The following is a 16,951-nucleotide window of genomic DNA, read 5'->3' as shown; positions in this document are numbered from 1 at the left end:
TCCGATGGCCGAACGTTCGTTCAAGGCAGAGGTGGAACATCTGCGCAAGGGAGACGGCGACGTCTTCACCGGCGAGGGCATCCTTGCGATCACCAAGGCGCTCTTGGAGAACGGCGTGGGCTATGTCGGCGGTTATCAGGGCGCGCCGATCAGCCACCTGATGGACGTGCTGGCCGACGCCGAGGAACTGATGGGCGAGCTGGGCGTGCGCTTTGAGGCCAATGCCTCCGAGGCCGCGGCGGCGGCGATGCTGGCCGCGTCCGTGCACTATCCGATCCGGGGGGCGGTGACCTTCAAGGGGCCGGTGGGGGTGAACGTGGCGTCGGACGCATTGGCCAACCTCAGCTCGTCGGGCGTGACCGGCGGCGCGCTGGTGATCGTGGGCGAGGACTACGGCGAAGGCTCCTCGATCATGCAGGAGCGCAGCCACGGTTTTGCCATGAAATCTCAGTTCTGGATGCTGGACCCGCGCCCGAACCTGCCCTCGATCACCAAGGCGGTGAAGGACGGGTTCGAGCTGTCCGAGGCCAGCAACACGCCGGTGATGTTGATGGTGCGCATTCGGTCGTGCCATGTGACGGGCAGTTTCGAGACCCGCGACAACCAGCGCCCGCCGCTCACCGTGGCCGAGGCGGCGGCGAACCCGCAGTCGGATTTCAACCGCGTGGTGCTGCCGCCGATGTCCTACCTACATGAGAAGGACAAGATCGAGAACCGCTGGCCGGCCGCGGAGACATTCATCCGCGACAACAAGCTCAACGAATTCTTCGGCCCCGAGAAGGCACCCTTGGGCATCGTGGTTCAGGGTGGCATGTACAGCTCGGTCATCCGCGCCCTGCAACGGTTGGGGCTGGCGGATATCCACGGCCAGACCGAGGTGCCGCTCTACGTGCTGAACGTCACCTACCCGCTCTTGCGCGATGAGTTCGACAACTTCTGCGCGGGCAAAGAGCATGTGCTGGTGGTCGAAGAAGGCCAGCCCGATCACATCGAACAGCAGCTTGGCTCCTACCTCTACAAGCTCGACCGCCGGGTGAAGCTGCACGGCAAGGACGTGCTGCCGATGGCCGGGGAATACACCGGGCAGGTGCTGCTGGATGGTCTCACGGCCTTCCTCAAGATCGCCGCGCCGGAGATGCTGCCCGGTGCGGTGCGCGCGCCTAACGCCGAGGCGCCCGCGATCCCGGACTTGTCGCAGACCGTGCCGATCCGCCCGCCGGGCTTCTGCACCGGCTGCCCCGAACGCCCGATCTTCGCGGCGATGAAACTGACCGAGCAGGAGTTGGGCAAGCACCAGATCACCGGCGACATTGGCTGCCATCTCTTCGGCTGCCTGCCGCCCTTCGAGATTGGCGGCTCGACCATGGGCTACGGCCTCGGCCCCGCCTCCAACGCGGCCTTCGATGGGGGCGGCGACAAGCGGGTGATTTCGATCCTCGGCGACGGCGGGTTCTGGCACAACGGTCTGTCGACCTCGATCGGCAACATGGTCTTCAACAAGTCCGACAGCGTCGCGGTGATCGTCGACAACTACTATTCCGCCGCCACCGGCGGACAGGATGTGATGTCCTCGCGCGCGCATAACGACACCAAAAGCACCAACAACCCGATTTCCAAGGCGCTCAAGGGCGTCGGCGTCGAATGGGTTCGCCAGATCGACCGGACCTATGACGTGGGCAAGCTGCGCGAGGTTCTGCGCGAGGCGCTGACCACTGACTACAAAGGGCCGAAGGTGATCGTGGCGTCGTCGGAATGTATGCTCAACAAGCAGCGCCGCGAGAAGCCGAAACGCAACCAGGCGATCAAGGAAGGCCGCCGCATGGAGGTGCCGCGTTTTGGCGTCGATGCCGATGTTTGCACCGGTGACCACGCCTGCATCCGGCTTTCGGGCTGCCCGTCGCTCTCGCTCAAACGTCTCGACGATCCGCTGCGCGACGACCCGGTGGCGCATATCGACCAGACCTGCGTGGGCTGCGGCAACTGCGGCGAGGTCGCGGATACAGCGGTGCTTTGCCCGTCCTTCTATCAAGCCGACGTGGTGCACAACCCGACCCGTTTCGAGCGCTGGCGCGCTGAGGTGACGGGCAAGATCATCGCTTGGCTGCAACGGCGGCGCGACGCGAAACGGCTGCGCAACGAAGGAGTGGCGACATGAACATGGTGCTGCCGCAAAAGACCCCGGACGCGCGGGCCGGGGAGATCATCAAGCTCGCGGTCATGGCCGTGGGCGGGCAGGGGGGTGGCGTGCTCACCGGCTGGATCGAGGCGATGGCCCGGGCCGAAGGCTATGTCTGTCAGGCGACCTCGGTCGCGGGCGTGGCGCAGCGCACGGGGGCCACGATCTACTACGTCGAAATGGCGCCCAAGGGCGCGCTCGACCCCGTCTTCGCGCTGGCCCCGGCGGCGGGCGACGTGGACGTGCTGATCGCCGCCGAGATGATGGAAGTGGGCCGCGCCGTAATGCGCGGTTTCGTGACGCCGGACCGGACGACGCTGATCGGCTCGACCCACCGCGCGCTGGCGGTGAGCGAGAAGATGGCGCCGGGCGACGGCATTGCCGATGCCGATGAGGTCCGCGCGGCGGCCGAGATCGCGGCGCATAAGCTGGTGCTTGAAGATATGGAAGGGCTGGCCGTCGGCGCGGGTTCGGTCATCTCGGCCTCGCTCTTCGGCGCGCTTGCAGGCTCCGGCGCGCTGCCGTTTCCACGTGAGGCCTATGAGAATGCGATCCGCGCCGGCGGCAAGGGGGTCGAGCCCTCGCTGCGCGCCTTCGCCGTGGGCTTTGATGCGGCACAGGGCAAGCTGCCCGAAACACCGCAGGCGCCCGAGGAAGAGATCAAACCGTTCAGCCTTGTCGGGCCGGAGAAGTTGCAGGCCGAATGGGCAGCACTGGTGGAGCGGGCCGACGGTCTGCCTGAGCCGGTGCGGGACCTCGCGCTTGCCGGGCTCGCCAAGGTGGTGAACTTTCAGGACTGCGCCTATGGCGCGCTTTACCTCGACCGGCTCGATACCGTGTTGGCCCGCGACGATGCAGAGCAGGACTGGGCGCTTTCGGCGGCGGCGGCGAAATATATCGCAAACGCGATGGCCTATGACGACATCATTCGCGTGGCGGACCTCAAGACCCGCGCGCCGCGTCTGTCGCACATCCGCCAAGAAATGCGCGCGGGTGACGAGAACCTGCTGCAGCTGACCGAGTATTTCCACCCCCGCGCGGAAGAGATCGCAGGGCTCATGCCCGCGCGGCTCGGCGCCAAGGTGGAGGCGAGCGAGACGTGGATGGCTCGGCTGAACCGCTGGTTCGACAAGGGCCGCCGGTTGCGCACCGACCGGCTGCCCGCCTTCCTGATGCTGCATTTCCTCGGCGGCCTGAAGGGCTACCGGCTGCGCACCCTTCGCCATGCCCTCGAGGTGGCGCATCTGGAGGACTGGCTGCGCCGCTGCCTTGCGGAGGTGGAGAGTGACTACGCCCTCGCCGTGGAACTGGTGAAATGCCGCCGCCTGATCAAGGGCTACTCCGACACCCACGCGCGGGGTCTGGGCAAGTTCGACCGCGTGATGGACGCCGCCGATCTGCTACGCGGGCGCGACGATGCGGCGGAGTGGATCGCGCGGCTGCGCGAGGCGGCGTTGCAGGATGCGGAAGGCAAGGCGCTCGACGGGGCCATCGCCACGGTGCGCTCCTTCGTCTGAGGTGCCCGCTTTTTAAGCGGTCGCAGGGCCGATCACGCACCGAGCGGCCCCGGTCGCCTGCATCCCAGTTGACCATGGGCCAGCACCGCGCCTAGCTGGGCGCAGTCACAGAGGGCCGCCGCCATGGAACTATCGCATCTCTTCGCCTTCAACATCGCGCTCATCGCGTCGATCCTCAGCCCCGGCCCGGCCTTTCTGATCGCGTTGAAAACGACGCTGAGTTCGGGGCGGCAGGCGGGCGTTGCCGTGGGGGCTGGCCTCGGCCTTGTGGCGTCGTTCTGGACCCTCGCCGCGCTCTTGGGGTTGGAGGCCGTCTTCCTCGCCTTCCCATGGGCCTATGCCATCGTGAAAACCGTGGGCGCGGCCTACCTGCTCTATGTGGCCTATGGCATGTGGCGCGGGGCGCGGGCACCGGTGACCAGCACGGTGACACCCGCCCGCCATGCGTTCCGGCAGGGGCTGATGATCAATATCCTGAACCCCAAATCGGTGCTTTTCGCCGCCGCGGTGCTGGTCGTCATCTTCCCCGAGGGGATGCGGCTGAGCGAGAACCTCTTGATCGTCGCCAATCACCTGATCATCGAACTGGCCTTCTACACCGCGTTGGCCTTCGGCATGAGCCGCCCTGCCGTCAGCCAAGGCTACCTGCGCGCGAAAGTCTATTTCGACCGCATTGCCTCGGCTGTGCTGGGGCTTTTGGGGCTGCGGCTGCTGCTTGCGCGTTAAAGCTCGGCCTCCCACCGGCGCGACAGGCGCATGGCGCCGTTGATGATGCCGACCATGGAGTAGGTTTGGGGGAAGTTGCCCCAGCCCTCACCAGTGGCAAAGGCGGTGTCTTCGGACATCAGGCCGAGGTGGTTGCGGGCCTCCAGCAGCTCTTCGAACAGTTTGCGCGCTTCCTCTTCGCGGCCAATCCGTGCCAGCGCGTCGATGCGCCAGAAGGCGCAGACGTTGAAGCCCACCTCCGGCACCCCGAAATCGTCAGCCTCTTCGTATCGCAACATGAAGGGGCCGCGGCCCAGCACTTCGGATAGACGTTCGACCGTGGCGATGAACCGAGGGTCTTTCGGCGGCAGAAAGCCGACCTCGCCCATGAGCAAAACGCTCGCGTCGAGGGTGCTGCCGCCGAAGCTTTCGACAAAGGCGCCGCGTTCCTCGGACCATGCGTTGTCGAGGATCTTGTCGCGGATCACCTCGGCCCGCTCCGCCCAAAGCGTGGCGCGGTCACCCAATTCCAGATGCCGTGCGATCTTGGCCAGACGGTCGCAGGCGGCCCAGCACATCAGCGACGAGGAGGTGTGAATCCGCGCGCGGCTGCGCAATTCCCAAATGCCCGCATCGGGCTGGTCGTGTAACTCCCACGCCTGTTCGCCGAGCGGCTCCAACTGCTCATAGGCGGTGCGCCCTGTGTTCATCGGCAGCCGGTGATCGAAAAATGCCGGGGCCGCGCCGAGGATGATGTTGCCATAGGTGTCATGCTGGAAATGCTCATGCGCCTGATTGCCGATCCGCACCGGCCCCATCCCACGGAACCCCTGTAGACTGGGCGAGATACGTTCGGTCAGCGCCGTCTCAAGCCCCAGCCCCAGCACCGGCTGGATATGCCCGCCCTCGGCATCGGCCACAGCGTTCATCAGCCATTGGAAATAATGCTCCAACGTGCGGGTCGCGGCGAGGCTGTTAAGGGCGCGCACGGTGAAGAAGGCATCGCGCACCCAGCAATAGCGGTAGTCCCAGTTGCGCCCTGAATCCGGCGCCTCGGGCAGGGAGGTGGTGATCGCGGCGATCACCCCGCCCGTGGCCTCATAGCTGCACAGTTTCAACGTGATCGCGGCGCGGATGACGGCCTCCTGCCACTCGAAAGGGATCGCCAAACGCTGCGTCCAGCGCTGCCAATAGCGGGTCGTCTTGGTGCGGAAGGTGGTGCCGATCTGCTCAGGGCTGTCCGACAGGGTCTCATCGGGGCCGAGGATGAAGGTCATCTCACCTTCGAGATTGATCATCCGCCCGTCGAGCACATGGTCAATCGGCGCGTCGGTGGTCAGGCGCATGTTCTGCTCTGGCCCGACGAAACGCACATGGTTCGAGCCGCGGGTGAGGGTCGGGGCGACCTCCCCCCATTGAAAGCGTGGTTTGAGATGCATCCGTATACGGGGTGACCCTTCAATGCGCCGCACCTGCCGTACCAGCATCTGAGGGCGGAAACTGCGGCCATAGGCGGTGAAACGGGGGCAGAAGTCGACAACCTCGACCGCGCCTTTCGGGCTGCGCAACACGGTGCGCAGGATCGCGGTATTGGGCAGGTAACTCTGCTCGCTCTCGGTCATATCTTCGAGTTCGACGGCAAATTCCCCGTCGCCCTCTTCGCCCGCGCCATGGCCCATCAGGCTGTGAAAGACCGGATCGCCGTCGAAACGCGGCAGGCAGAACCAGTTGATCGCCCCTTCGCGGCTGACCAGCGCCGCAACCGCGCAATTCCCGATGACACCCAGATCCATAAGTCCCTCTTTTCTATTCTTGATGCGACTGCCGGGCGGGCCGGATCAGCGCAAAATCTCTTCCAACCAATCGGCAAAACCGGCCACGTCTTCGATGCGATGTTGGGCTTCGGTCGGCCCTTGGCCGATCTTGATGCCAAAGCCACCCATGGCCTGCGCCGCGCGAAAGCCGTCTTCGTCCGTCACGTCATCGCCGACCATCACGGGCAGGCGGTCCGCAAAGGCGGGGGAGGCCATGAACCGCGCCACCGCGCCGCCCTTGTCGACACCTTTCAAGGCGACCTCGCTAACCATCTTGCCATGCAAACCGCGCAGGCTGGAGTCTTCGCCGACCAGCGTATCGACGTAGCCGCGACAGGCGTCTTCTTGCTCCGGGGCCTTGCGGTAATGCAGCGCGATCGCGCCGGGCTTGCGCTCGGATGTTACCCCATGCAGCACGGCGAATTCCTCGACCCGGTCGATGACCGGGGTGGGGATGCCCGCGCTCTGCTCCGGGGGGTGATCCTCCGCGGTGCTGAGCCGCAGCTCCAGCCCATGCGACCCCGAGACCGGCAGGCGCAGCGCGCCCAAGATACGGTCCACATCCGCCATGGCCCGGCCAGATATCACTGCCACCGCCCCATCGGTCTTTGCGACGAGACGGGTCAGAAGATGGCGCGTCGCTTCCGGCAGACAGGCGTCTTCGGGGTTGTCGACAATGGGGGCGAGCGTGCCGTCGAGATCAAGGAAGAACGCATGGCGCTCGACCAGGATCACGGGCGGCAGATTGCGGGGCGACAGGGTGGTGCTATCCATAGGGTCCGGTCTATCCGTTTCGTTGCACGGGCGTTCCCCCAGAAACCTATGCGCCAGCGCAGCGAAATCAACGGATTTATGCTGCAACTGCGCAGAGATGCGCGATGTGCGCCGCGGGAACCCAGCCGATGTGCCCGCGTTGATCAAAACGGGGGCAGGCCCCAGACGCCACCCCGCCTATCGCAATCGGAAGCCCAGATGACCGCACCATCGACGCTCAGGTACTACCCCGACAGCAAACCCGGCATCGCTCGGCGGCGCTGCGGGCGGGGGTTTTCCTATCACGCGCCCGATGGCCGCTGCATCAAGGACAAGGCCGAGCGGGCGCGGCTGGTGAAACTGGCGGTGCCCCCGGCCTATGAGCGGGTCTGGATCAGCCCCTATGACAATGGGCACCTTCAGGCGACCGGCTTCGATGCGCGAGGCCGCAAGCAATACCGTTACCATCCGCTCTGGTCCGAGGCGCAGGCGCAGGAGAAATACGCCAGTCTGCCCGAGTTTGCCGAGACCCTGCCGCGCATCCGCCGCCGCGTGCGCCGTGATCTCAAGGAGGAGTTGGGCGAACGTGATTTCGCGCTGGCCGCCGCCGTTGCGATGATCGACCGGCTGTCGCTGCGCGTCGGCAATCAGGTCTATGCCGAAACCAACCGGACCTATGGCACGCTGACCCTGAAACGGCGGCATCTGGTCCTGCGCGATGGGAAGTTGCAGGCGTCGTTCATGGCGAAGGGCGGCAAACGGGTCCGCCGCCAGATCGCCAACCGCACCCTAATGCGCGCGTTGGAGAGGATCCGCGATCTGCCCGGCGCGGACCTGCTGACGTGGATCGACGAAGAGGGGCAGCCGCGCAGTCTGACCTCCACCGCGCTGAACGATTACATCGCCGAGGCCGCTGGCACCGAAGGCTTCTCGGCCAAGACCTTTCGCACTTGGGCCGGGTCCGTCGCCGCCTTCGACGTTGCGCTGAAAGAGGACAAGCCCAGCATCAAAGCCATGGCCGAAGCCGCCGCCGAACGGTTGCACAACACGCCCACCATCGCGCGTAACAGCTATATCCATCCGCAGGTGATCGAACTTTGCCAGACCCCGCAAGACTTGCCGGACCCGCCCGATATCGACGATATGACCCAAGCCGAACGGGGGCTGCTGGCCTTTCTGCGCGCGAAGACGTGAACTTGAACTGACAATTCGGGCGAACTTTCACCGCGCTCACGCATTGTTAACATGAGTAGCGCTATCGCCCGACGTTAGAAGGACTAGAATTTCATGAGCGATACAGGTCGGCCAACCCTCAGCGGCGTCCTAGATGAGATGGAGCATCTTTCCGGCGGCGCGGATCGGCAAATCACCGTGGAAGAGATCATCGATTGTCTGGGCAAACATTCCTTTGCCTCAACCATCCTCGCTTTCAGCCTGATCTCAACCTCGCCCGCCAGCGGCATTCCGGGGATCACGGCTTTCATCGGACTGGTGGTGCTGTTTCTGGTGGTGCAGATGATCATTGGCCGCGACAGCCTTTGGCTGCCCGGTTTCGTCATGCGCCGTGACATCGCCGCGAAGAAACTCCGCGAGGGGGTGCGATGGCTGCGCCGTCCGGTGGATTTCGTGGACCGCTATCTGCATGAGCGCTCGACCTTCATCCTGCACCGCCCGTGGATTTACCTGCCCCTGTTCATGGTGATGGCCCTGTCGATGTTCATGCCCTTCATGGAGGTCGTACCCACTTCCGGCTCCATCGCGTCGGCGATGATCGCCATCTTCGCGGCGGGCTATCTGATGCGCGACGGGCGGGTGGTCATCCTGTCGATGATCCTCATGTCGCTGCTGCCTGTGGGGGTCGCGTGGTTCTTTCTTGGGCGCTGAGAAAATAATTCCGGCCCTCGGCTATGCTGCACCTGCAAAAGATTTGACCAAAGCTGCTCAAGCTGGGAACCTTTACCGACCTAAACCATTAAACCGTTAGTGGTGGTCGGCGTTCCGCCTAATCAGGCTCGGCGACCGAAAATGATTGTTCCCGAGGCATAAAATGGCTGGCAGATTAATTGTAATCTCAAATCGCATCCCGTCGGAGGCCGCCCCTTCCGGTGGGCTGGTCTATGCGCTGCATGAAACCCTACGCAAGATCGGCGGTATCTGGATCGGGTCGCACCCCGAAACCATGGAAACCCCCGCCAACAGTCTCAGCGAATATGGCGATCAGGGTAATTACACCCGGCTGAGTTTTAGCCTAACCCCAGAAGATTACAAGAATTTCTACCTCGGATTCTCGAACTCGGTGCTTTGGCCTGTCTGTCACCGCCGCGGCGATCTGGTCAAGCTCGACCGCGGGTTCGAGCGGGGCTATTGCGCCGTCAACGCGCGCCTTGCCCGACAGGTGATGGAGGTGGCCGAGCCGGACGATATGATCTGGGTTCACGACTATCATTTCTTCCCCCTCGCCACAGAGCTGCGCAAGCTGGGTTTCACCGGCAAGATCGGGTTTTTCCTGCATATTCCCTTTCCCGCCTTGGGCGATATGGGCGCCCTCCCGCGGGAGGCCAATCTGGCGCATTGGCTGGCGGACTATGACCTCGTCGGCCTGCAAACCCGCGCCGATGTGGCCCGCTGTCTTGAGATGTTCCGGGCCGAAACCGATTCCGAATTCCTAATGGACGGCACGATCAAATGCGGCTCCCGCGCGGTGGCGCTGCGGTCTTTCCCCATCGGCATCGACGTGGAGACCTTTGTGAAGGCCGCGCAGGGCGGCAGCGCGCAGGACCGTCTGGCCGACGATATGGCGGGTGACATCGTGATCGGCGTCGACCGGCTGGATTACTCCAAAGGTCTGCCCAACCGCTTCCGCGCCTTTGGCCGCTATCTCGAAACCCGGGATGAGCGGGAACGCCGGGTAAGCATGGTCCAAATCGCCCCGCCCAGCCGAGAGGAAGTCGCCGCCTATCGCGAGTTGCGCTACGAGTTGGAAGAGCTTGTCGGTCGCGTGAACGGGGAGCATGGAGAGATCGACTGGACCCCGCTGCGCTATATCCACCGCAACCTTGATCGCAACCTTTTGGCCCGCCTTTATCGCCGGGCGCGGGTCGGGATCGTGACGCCCTTCGCCGATGGGATGAACCTTGTGGCCAAGGAATATGTCGCCGCGCAAGACCCCGAAGACCCCGGCGTGCTGATCTTGTCGCATATGGCCGGCGCCGCCGAAGACCTGACGGATGCGATTCAGGTCAACCCCTATGATATCGAAGACATGAGCGAAGCGCTCAAGACCGCGCTCGCCCTGCCGCTGGAAGAGCGGAAGCGCCGCCATGCAAGCTGCATGGCGCAGGTGCGGGCCACGGATGTGAACCTCTGGAGCCAGCATTTCGTCGACGCTTTGAAAGCCTGCAAGCCGACGCTCGTGGTCAAGCCCCGCGCGCGGGAATGGACAGACGCCTAGCGGCGGGGGTCATTCTTCCGGCGCATAGACCACCGCGGTCTCCCAACCGCTGCATTTCTCGGCAAGGCCCGCAGGCAGCGCCAGATCGGTAAAGAACATATCCACCTCCCGCGCCGAGGCGATGCGCGCGGGGGCGGAGCGTTTGAATTTGGAGTGATCGGTCACCAAAAAAGTCTTGCGCGACTGCGCGATGATACATTGGCTGACGCCGACTTCTTCGATGTCGAAGTCGAGCAGATCACCATCCGCGTCCATTGCCGAACAGCCGATCACCGCGATGTCGAATTTGAATTGGCGGATCGTTTCGATCGTCAGATTGCCGACCAGTCCGCCGTCCATCCGGCGCAGTGCGCCGCCGGTCAGCACGATGCGGCATTCGGGGTTATCGACCAGAATATTCGCCACGTTCATGTTGTTCGTCACCACCATCAGATCGCGGTGGTGAAGCAGGGCGCGGGCCACCGCCTCGGTACTGGTCCCGATATTTAGAAAGACCGAACAGCCGTCGGGGATATGTTCGGCGCAGGCGCGGGCGATGCGGTTCTTGGCCTCTTCATGCAGATTGCGCCGCTCGGCATAGCCGATGTTGCTGGCCCCCGAGGGCAGCACCGCACCGCCATGGACCCGCTCAAGCTTACCGCTGTCGGCCAGTTCCGTAAGGTCACGGCGGATGGTCTGATGGGTCACGCCGAAATGTTCGGCCAGCCCATCGACAGTGACTTTGCCTTCGCGCCGGGCGATTTCCAGAATGTCGGGGTGGCGGAATGTCTGTGAAATAGGTGTCGCTCCTGCCTGCTGTTGGCGCATTATCTCCAGTGTTTTGGCTAACGCAAGCAATCGCGCTGCGGATTGCGTTTAACATGTTCGCTATACTGGCGAAACGAACATAAACGAAAATAATTCTTGTGCAGATGAGAGTCGTTTCGTAACACTGCCCCAAATTGGACAGTCTGAGCTGGGGGAGGGCCGGATCGTGAACCAACAGCCCGATAGCCATGTGGCCGCTGCCCCGGTCGATCTATTCGTCATCGGTGGTGGCATTAACGGCGCCGGGATCGCGCGCGACGCGGCAGGCCGGGGTCTGAGCGTGAGCTTAGCCGAGATGAACGATCTGGCCTCGGCGACCTCTTCGGCCTCGACCAAGCTTTTCCACGGCGGGCTGCGTTACCTTGAGTATTTTGAGATCGGCCTTGTGCGCCATGCGCTGACCGAGCGCGAGGTGCTGCTGAAGGCGATGCCGCATATCTCTTGGCCGATGCGTTTCGTGCTGCCCTATCACCGCGACATGCGGTTCGAAGGCGACACGCCGACCTCTAAACTGCTGCGGTTGTTCATGCCGTGGATGCGGGGCCGCCGCCCGGCATGGCTGATCCGGCTGGGCCTGTTCCTCTATGACAACCTCGGCGGGCGAAAAATCCTGCCTGCCACACGCAGCCTGTCCTTGCGCGGCACGCCCGAAGGGGCACCGCTGGAGGATCGGTTCGAGAAGGCTTTTGAATACTCCGATTGCTGGATCGAAGACTCCCGCCTCGTGGTGCTGAACGCCCGCGACGCCGAACTGCGCGGCGCGCGTATCATGACCCGGACCAAAGTCGTCTCTGCCGACCGCAGCGCCGATGGCTGGGCGGTCACCGTGGAGCATGGTGCGGATGGCCAGCGCGAGGTGATCCACGCCAAGATGCTGGTCAACGCGGGCGGCCCGTGGGTCGGCGACATCATCCATAACACCGCGCGGCTGAACTCCTCCGAAGGGGTGCGGCTGGTGCGCGGCAGCCATATCGTGACCAAGCGGCTCTACGATCACGACAAATGCTATTTCTTCCAAGGCACCGATGGGCGGATCATCTTCACGATCCCCTATGAGCAGGATTTCACCCTGATCGGCACCACCGACGCCGATCATCCTGATCCGTCCGTCACCCCGGAGTGCACGCCCGAAGAACAGGACTACCTGATCGACTTCGTGAACGGCTATCTCAAGCAGGACATCACCCGCAAAGATATCGTCTGGACCTATTCCGGCGTGCGTCCGCTTTATGACGACGGGGCCAGCAGCGCCACGGCGGCGACGCGGGACTATACGCTCAAGGTCGACAAGACCGGCGGCGCGCCGATCCTCAATGTCTTTGGCGGTAAGATCACAACCTACCGCAAACTGGCCGAAGACGCGCTGGAGTTGATCGCGCCGCATTTCGACGGGCTGTCGGGCCATTGGACCGCAGGCGTCGCCCTGCCCGGCGGTGATTTCCCGGTGGACGGCGTGGCGCAGTTGATCGCGCGGCTGAAAGCGGATTATGACTTTCTGGATGAAAGCTGGGCAGCACGGCTGATCCGCGCCTATGGTACGGATGCTTGGGCGATGGCGGGCGAGGCCAAGACGCTAGCGGATATGGGCGAGCATTTCGGGGCCACCCTCACCGCGCGCGAGGTCGCTTGGCTGATGAACAGGGAATATGCCCTCAGCGCAGAGGACGTCGTCTGGCGCCGCAGCAAGCTGGGCCTGCGAATGGACGAGACGCAGATCGCGCGTCTTGATGAATGGATGCAGATGCGCGCGGCGAAACAAGCCGCCTCTGCGGCGGAATGAGGGGAGGTCGAACGTGAGTTTGATCCTGAAGAACGTGTCGAAGACGGTAGGCGGCCAAACGCATATCTACCCGACCGACCTGACCTTGGAAAAGGGCACGATGAACGTGCTTTTGGGGCCTACATCCTCGGGCAAGACGTCGCTGATGCGGCTGATGGCGGGGCTCGATGTGCCGGGCACGGGGCAGGTGATCTGGAACGGCGAAGACGTGACCGGCATGCGGGTGCAGGACCGCAAGGTCGCCATGGTCTATCAGCAGTTCATCAACTACCCTTCGATGACGGTTTACGACAACATCGCCTCTCCGATGAAGCTGGTGGGCAAGTCGAAGGATGAGATCGATCGCGCCGTGCGCGAAACCGCTGAGTTGATGCAGCTCACCCCGATGCTCGACCGCAAACCGCTGGAGCTTTCGGGCGGCCAGCAGCAGCGCTGCGCCTTGGCGCGGGCGCTGGTCAAGAATGCCGGGCTGGTGCTCTTGGATGAGCCGCTGGCCAACCTCGACTACAAGCTGCGCGAAGAACTTCGCGCCGAAATCCCGCGTATCTTTGAACGGGCCGGGTCGATCTTTGTCTATGCCACGACCGAGCCGGAAGAGGCGCTGCTTCTGGGCGGCAATACCGCGACGCTCTGGGAAGGCCGCGTTACGCAATTCGGCCCGACGCCGAGCGTCTACCGCCGGCCCGAGAATGCGACCACGGCGCGGGTGTTCTCCGACCCGCCGATGAACTTCCTCAGCATGACCAAATCGGGCGATACGCTGCGGTTCGATGGCGGTGAGATGGCGGCGCCGGCCAGTATGGCCAGTTTGCGCGACGGCGAATATACCGCCGGTTTCCGCCCCAATCACCTCACGCTAAGCGCACAGGCGCCCGAGGCCATCGGCTTTGACGCCGTGCTGAACGTGACCGAGATCACGGGATCGGAGACCTTTATCCACCTCGATTACCACGGTGCGAAATGGGTCGGTCTGGTGCATGGCATCCAGCATTTGCAGCCCGGCCAGCCGCTGCCGGTCTATCTAGACCCGGCGCATATCTACCTGTTTGACGCGAACGGGGCGCTCGTCTCGGCCGCGCCCTATGCGGAGGCGGCATAATGGCCAAGATCACGCTTGATAACCTCGCCCATTCCTATCTGCCCAATCCCAGCGGTGAGGATGATTTCGCCCTCAAGGAATTGAACCACGACTGGATCGACGGCGAAGCCTATGCGCTTCTGGGCGCCTCGGGCTGTGGCAAATCTACGTTGCTCAACATCATCTCGGGGCTTTTGCAGCCTTCGCAGGGGCGCATCATGTTCAACGACGTGGACGTCACCCATGCGCCGACCGCTGAGCGCAACATCGCGCAGGTCTTCCAGTTCCCGGTCGTTTACGACACGATGACCGTGCATGACAATCTGGCCTTCCCGCTGCGCAACCGCGGCGCGGATGCGTCCTATGTCGCGTCCCGGGTCCAGCAGATCGCCAAGATGATCGGCATGGAGGATGAGCTGAACCGCAAGGCGCGCGGCCTCACGGCGGATGCCAAGCAGAAGATTTCGCTGGGCCGCGGCATGGTGCGCGAGGACGTGAACGCGCTCTTGTTCGACGAGCCGCTCACGGTGATCGACCCCCATATGAAATGGGAGTTGCGCACGCAGCTGAAATCGCTGCACCACGAATTCGGCCATACGATGATCTACGTCACCCATGACCAGACCGAGGCGCTTACCTTCGCCGATAAGGTGGTGGTGATGTATGATGGCCGCGTCGTGCAGATCGGCACGCCGCAGGAGCTTTTCGAGCGGCCTGCCCATACTTTCGTGGGCTATTTCATTGGCTCGCCGGGGATGAACCTCTTTGACGCGCAGATCGCGGGAAATGCCGCGCAGGTCGCGGGCACGAGCGTCAATTTGAACAAGACCTACGCCCCCAAGGGCCAGAAAACGCAACTGGGCGTCCGGCCCGAATTCGTTCGGATCAATGGCGAAGGTCTGGGCCTTCCGGCCAAGGTGACCCGTGTCGAAGACGTGGGCCGGCACAAGATCATCCGCCTTGACGTGGCAGGCCAGTCGGTCAGCGCCATTGCCGAAGAAGGCGCGTCGGTGCCGAGCGAAAACACCGCGATCAGTTTCGATCCGGCGGGCATCAACGTCTATGACGACGACTGGCGCATCAGCGCAGAGGGAGAGGCCGCATGAACAAGACCGTCAACCAAAAGGCATGGTTCCTTGTCCTGCCGGTGCTGATCCTCGTGGCCTTCTCGGCCGTGATCCCGCTGATGACCGTGGTGAACTACTCGGTACAGGACACCTTCGGGCGCAACGAGTTCTTCTGGGCCGGGCTGGAGTGGTTCTCTGACATGCTCGACAGCGACCGGATGTGGGACGCGCTTGGCCGTCAGTTGATCTTCTCGGGCGTCATTCTGGCAATCGAAATCCCGCTCGGCATCTTTGTCGCGCTCAACATGCCGAAAAACGGGTTCTGGGCCAGCTTCTGCCTTGTCCTCATGTCCCTGCCGCTGCTGATTCCGTGGAACGTGGTCGGCACCATCTGGCAGATCTTTGGCCGCGTCGACATTGGCCTTTTGGGCTATACGCTCGACAAGCTGGGCATCACCTATAACTACACCCAAGACATCACTTCGGCGTGGATCACGGTTGTGGTGATGGATGTCTGGCACTGGACCTCTTTGGTCGCACTTCTGGCCTATGCCGGTCTGCAATCCATTCCAGACGCTTACTATCAGGCGGCCAAGATCGACCAAGCCAGCCGTTGGGCCGTGTTCCGCTACATCGAACTGCCCAAGATGGCGGGCGTGCTGATGATCGCCATTCTGCTGCGCTTCATGGACAGCTTCATGATCTATACAGAGCCGTTCGTCGTGACCGGCGGCGGGCCGGGCAATGCCACGACCTTCCTGTCGATCGACTTGGTGAAAATGGCCATCGGCCAGTTTGACCTTGGCCCCGCAGCGGCGTTCAGCCTGATGTATTTCCTCGTTATCCTGTTGATCTCATGGGTGTTCTACACCGTGATGGTCAACCTCGACAAAAGGGATGGTGTGTGATGACCGACACAACCGTGCAAGCCCCCGGCGCCGCGCCCATTCCGGGTGACGTGACCGCTGCCAAACGCACCCGGCGCAGCCGCTTCCGGCCCAAAGGCTCGGTGGTGGTGATGACGCTCTACCTGTTGTTCCTGATGCTGCCGATCTATTGGCTCATCAACATGAGCCTCAAGACCAATGCCGAAATCCTCGGGTCCTTCTCGCTCTATCCGCGGGACCTGACGCTGGCGAACTATGCCAAGATCCTCACCGATCCGAGCTGGTACATGGGCTATGTGAACAGTCTGATTTATGTGGTGATGAACACGGTGATCTCGCTCGCCGTGGCGCTGCCGGCGGCCTATGCTTTCTCGCGCTACACGTTTCTGGGCGACAAACACCTGTTCTTCTGGCTGCTGACGAACCGCATGTCACCACCCGCCGTTTTCGCGCTGCCGTTCTTTCAGCTTTACTCTTCGGTCAACCTCTTTGACACGCATATCGCCGTGGCGCTGGCACACTGCCTGTTCAACGTACCGCTCGCGGTTTGGATTCTCGAAGGTTTCATGCGCGGCGTGCCGAAAGAAATCGACGAGACGGCCTACCTCGACGGCTATTCCTTCCCGCGTTTCTTTATCCGCATCTTCACCCCGCTGATCGCCAGCGGCATCGGGGTCGCGGCCTTCTTCTGCTTCATGTTCTCATGGGTGGAACTGCTGCTGTCGCGCACGTTGACCTCGGTCGATGCCAAACCCATCGCCGCCACCATGACGCGCACCGTCTCCGCTTCTGGCCTCGACTGGGGGGTCTTGGCCGCGGCGGGTGTGCTGACCATCGTGCCGGGTGCGCTGGTGATCTATTTCGTCCGCAACTACATCGCCAAGGGCTTTGCCCTCGGGCGGGTATAACAGAGGAG

The 16,951-nt window shown here is 63.1% G+C and carries 14 protein-coding genes; 11 read left to right on the top strand and 3 right to left on the bottom strand.

Going from position 1 to position 16,951, the window contains the following annotated elements:
- Positions 1-4 precede the first annotated feature (4 nt).
- The 3 genes from ACGYK4_RS15415 to ACGYK4_RS15405 all read left to right on the top strand — a co-directional run bounded on the left by ACGYK4_RS15415 (position 5) and on the right by ACGYK4_RS15405 (position 4,419).
- Positions 5-2,155 carry a thiamine pyrophosphate-dependent enzyme gene (locus ACGYK4_RS15415; RefSeq protein WP_394457278.1) on the top strand — a complete coding sequence of 717 codons (2,151 nt, stop codon included), beginning with the start codon at positions 5-7 and terminating at the stop codon, positions 2,153-2,155.
- Positions 2,152-3,693, top strand: coding sequence for an indolepyruvate oxidoreductase subunit beta family protein (locus tag ACGYK4_RS15410; protein ID WP_394457277.1), 1,542 nt, complete (start codon positions 2,152-2,154; stop codon positions 3,691-3,693). The genes ACGYK4_RS15415 and ACGYK4_RS15410 overlap by 4 nt, the downstream gene beginning before the upstream one ends.
- Before the next feature lie 123 nt (positions 3,694-3,816).
- A complete protein-coding gene (locus ACGYK4_RS15405; RefSeq protein WP_394457276.1) occupies positions 3,817-4,419 on the top strand; it encodes a LysE family translocator in 603 nt (200 codons plus the stop codon).
- Here ACGYK4_RS15405 and ACGYK4_RS15400 read toward each other — a convergent pair.
- Entirely contained in the window at positions 4,416-6,191 is a 1,776-nt protein-coding gene (locus tag ACGYK4_RS15400; RefSeq protein ID WP_394457275.1) for a glycoside hydrolase family 15 protein, read from the bottom strand. The two genes, ACGYK4_RS15405 and ACGYK4_RS15400, sit on opposite strands and share 4 nt — an antisense overlap.
- 45 nt (positions 6,192-6,236) lie before the next feature.
- Entirely contained in the window at positions 6,237-6,986 is a 750-nt protein-coding gene (otsB, locus tag ACGYK4_RS15395) for a trehalose-phosphatase (RefSeq protein WP_394457274.1), read from the bottom strand.
- A gap of 198 nt (positions 6,987-7,184) precedes the next feature.
- Between otsB and ACGYK4_RS15390 the strand changes: the two genes are divergently transcribed.
- The 3 genes from ACGYK4_RS15390 (at position 7,185) to ACGYK4_RS15380 (ending at position 10,416) form a co-directional block, all read left to right on the top strand.
- A complete protein-coding gene (locus ACGYK4_RS15390) occupies positions 7,185-8,159 on the top strand; it encodes a DNA topoisomerase IB (protein ID WP_394457273.1) in 975 nt (324 codons plus the stop codon).
- Between the two features lie 93 nt (positions 8,160-8,252).
- Positions 8,253-8,849, top strand: coding sequence for an exopolysaccharide biosynthesis protein (locus ACGYK4_RS15385; protein ID WP_394457272.1), 597 nt, complete (start codon positions 8,253-8,255; stop codon positions 8,847-8,849).
- 163 nt (positions 8,850-9,012) lie between these two features.
- Positions 9,013-10,416, top strand: coding sequence for a trehalose-6-phosphate synthase (locus ACGYK4_RS15380; protein WP_394457271.1), 1,404 nt, complete (start codon positions 9,013-9,015; stop codon positions 10,414-10,416).
- Positions 10,417-10,425: 9 nt separating this feature from the next.
- Here the strand turns inward: ACGYK4_RS15380 and ACGYK4_RS15375 are convergent, their stop codons facing one another.
- On the bottom strand, positions 10,426-11,193 hold the full coding sequence (locus tag ACGYK4_RS15375; protein WP_067268490.1) for a DeoR/GlpR family DNA-binding transcription regulator: 768 nt from the start codon (positions 11,191-11,193) through the stop codon (positions 10,426-10,428).
- Positions 11,194-11,389: 196 nt separating this feature from the next.
- Between ACGYK4_RS15375 and glpD the strand changes: the two genes are divergently transcribed.
- Genes glpD through ACGYK4_RS15350 form a run of 5 tightly spaced genes read left to right on the top strand, consistent with a single transcriptional unit; the run spans position 11,390 to position 16,943 of the window.
- Entirely contained in the window at positions 11,390-13,003 is a 1,614-nt protein-coding gene (gene glpD / locus ACGYK4_RS15370; RefSeq protein ID WP_394457270.1) for a glycerol-3-phosphate dehydrogenase, read from the top strand.
- A gap of 13 nt (positions 13,004-13,016) precedes the next feature.
- Positions 13,017-14,102, top strand: coding sequence for an ABC transporter ATP-binding protein (locus ACGYK4_RS15365; RefSeq protein ID WP_394431248.1), 1,086 nt, complete (start codon positions 13,017-13,019; stop codon positions 14,100-14,102).
- Positions 14,102-15,187 (top strand): ABC transporter ATP-binding protein, encoded by a 1,086-nt coding sequence (locus tag ACGYK4_RS15360; RefSeq protein ID WP_394431250.1) that lies wholly within the window; start codon positions 14,102-14,104, stop codon positions 15,185-15,187. The genes ACGYK4_RS15365 and ACGYK4_RS15360 overlap by 1 nt, the downstream gene beginning before the upstream one ends.
- Positions 15,184-16,056 (top strand): carbohydrate ABC transporter permease, encoded by an 873-nt coding sequence (locus ACGYK4_RS15355; protein ID WP_067268460.1) that lies wholly within the window; start codon positions 15,184-15,186, stop codon positions 16,054-16,056. Before ACGYK4_RS15360 ends, ACGYK4_RS15355 begins: the two co-directional genes overlap by 4 nt.
- Complete coding sequence (locus tag ACGYK4_RS15350) at positions 16,056-16,943, top strand: carbohydrate ABC transporter permease (protein ID WP_067268458.1); 888 nt, start codon at positions 16,056-16,058, stop codon at positions 16,941-16,943. The genes ACGYK4_RS15355 and ACGYK4_RS15350 overlap by 1 nt, the downstream gene beginning before the upstream one ends.
- The last annotated feature ends 8 nt before the right edge of the window (positions 16,944-16,951 follow it).

Origin of the sequence: Sulfitobacter sp. 1A13368, from assembly GCF_043557275.1 — a bacterium.
Taxonomy (GTDB): Bacteria; Pseudomonadota; Alphaproteobacteria; order Rhodobacterales; family Rhodobacteraceae; genus Sulfitobacter; species Sulfitobacter faviae.
The sequence above is the reverse complement of the archived record's forward strand: the minus strand, read 5'-3'. Positions and strand labels throughout refer to the sequence as shown.

What these genes read in the sequence shown, in the direction of transcription:
- ACGYK4_RS15400 (WP_394457275.1), bottom strand. Translation starts at nt 6,191, where the DNA reads ATGGATCTGGGTGTCATCGGGAATTGCGCGGTTGCGGCGCTGGTCAGC.
- otsB (WP_394457274.1), bottom strand. Translation starts at nt 6,986, where the DNA reads ATGGATAGCACCACCCTGTCGCCCCGCAATCTGCCGCCCGTGATCCTG.
- ACGYK4_RS15355 (WP_067268460.1), top strand. Translation starts at nt 15,184, where the DNA reads ATGAACAAGACCGTCAACCAAAAGGCATGGTTCCTTGTCCTGCCGGTG.
- ACGYK4_RS15350 (WP_067268458.1), top strand. Translation starts at nt 16,056, where the DNA reads ATGACCGACACAACCGTGCAAGCCCCCGGCGCCGCGCCCATTCCGGGT.
- ACGYK4_RS15390 (WP_394457273.1), top strand. Translation starts at nt 7,185, where the DNA reads ATGACCGCACCATCGACGCTCAGGTACTACCCCGACAGCAAACCCGGC.
- ACGYK4_RS15410 (WP_394457277.1), top strand. Translation starts at nt 2,152, where the DNA reads ATGAACATGGTGCTGCCGCAAAAGACCCCGGACGCGCGGGCCGGGGAG.
- ACGYK4_RS15380 (WP_394457271.1), top strand. Translation starts at nt 9,013, where the DNA reads ATGGCTGGCAGATTAATTGTAATCTCAAATCGCATCCCGTCGGAGGCC.
- ACGYK4_RS15385 (WP_394457272.1), top strand. Translation starts at nt 8,253, where the DNA reads ATGAGCGATACAGGTCGGCCAACCCTCAGCGGCGTCCTAGATGAGATG.
- ACGYK4_RS15360 (WP_394431250.1), top strand. Translation starts at nt 14,102, where the DNA reads ATGGCCAAGATCACGCTTGATAACCTCGCCCATTCCTATCTGCCCAAT.
- ACGYK4_RS15405 (WP_394457276.1), top strand. Translation starts at nt 3,817, where the DNA reads ATGGAACTATCGCATCTCTTCGCCTTCAACATCGCGCTCATCGCGTCG.
- ACGYK4_RS15415 (WP_394457278.1), top strand. Translation starts at nt 5, where the DNA reads ATGGCCGAACGTTCGTTCAAGGCAGAGGTGGAACATCTGCGCAAGGGA.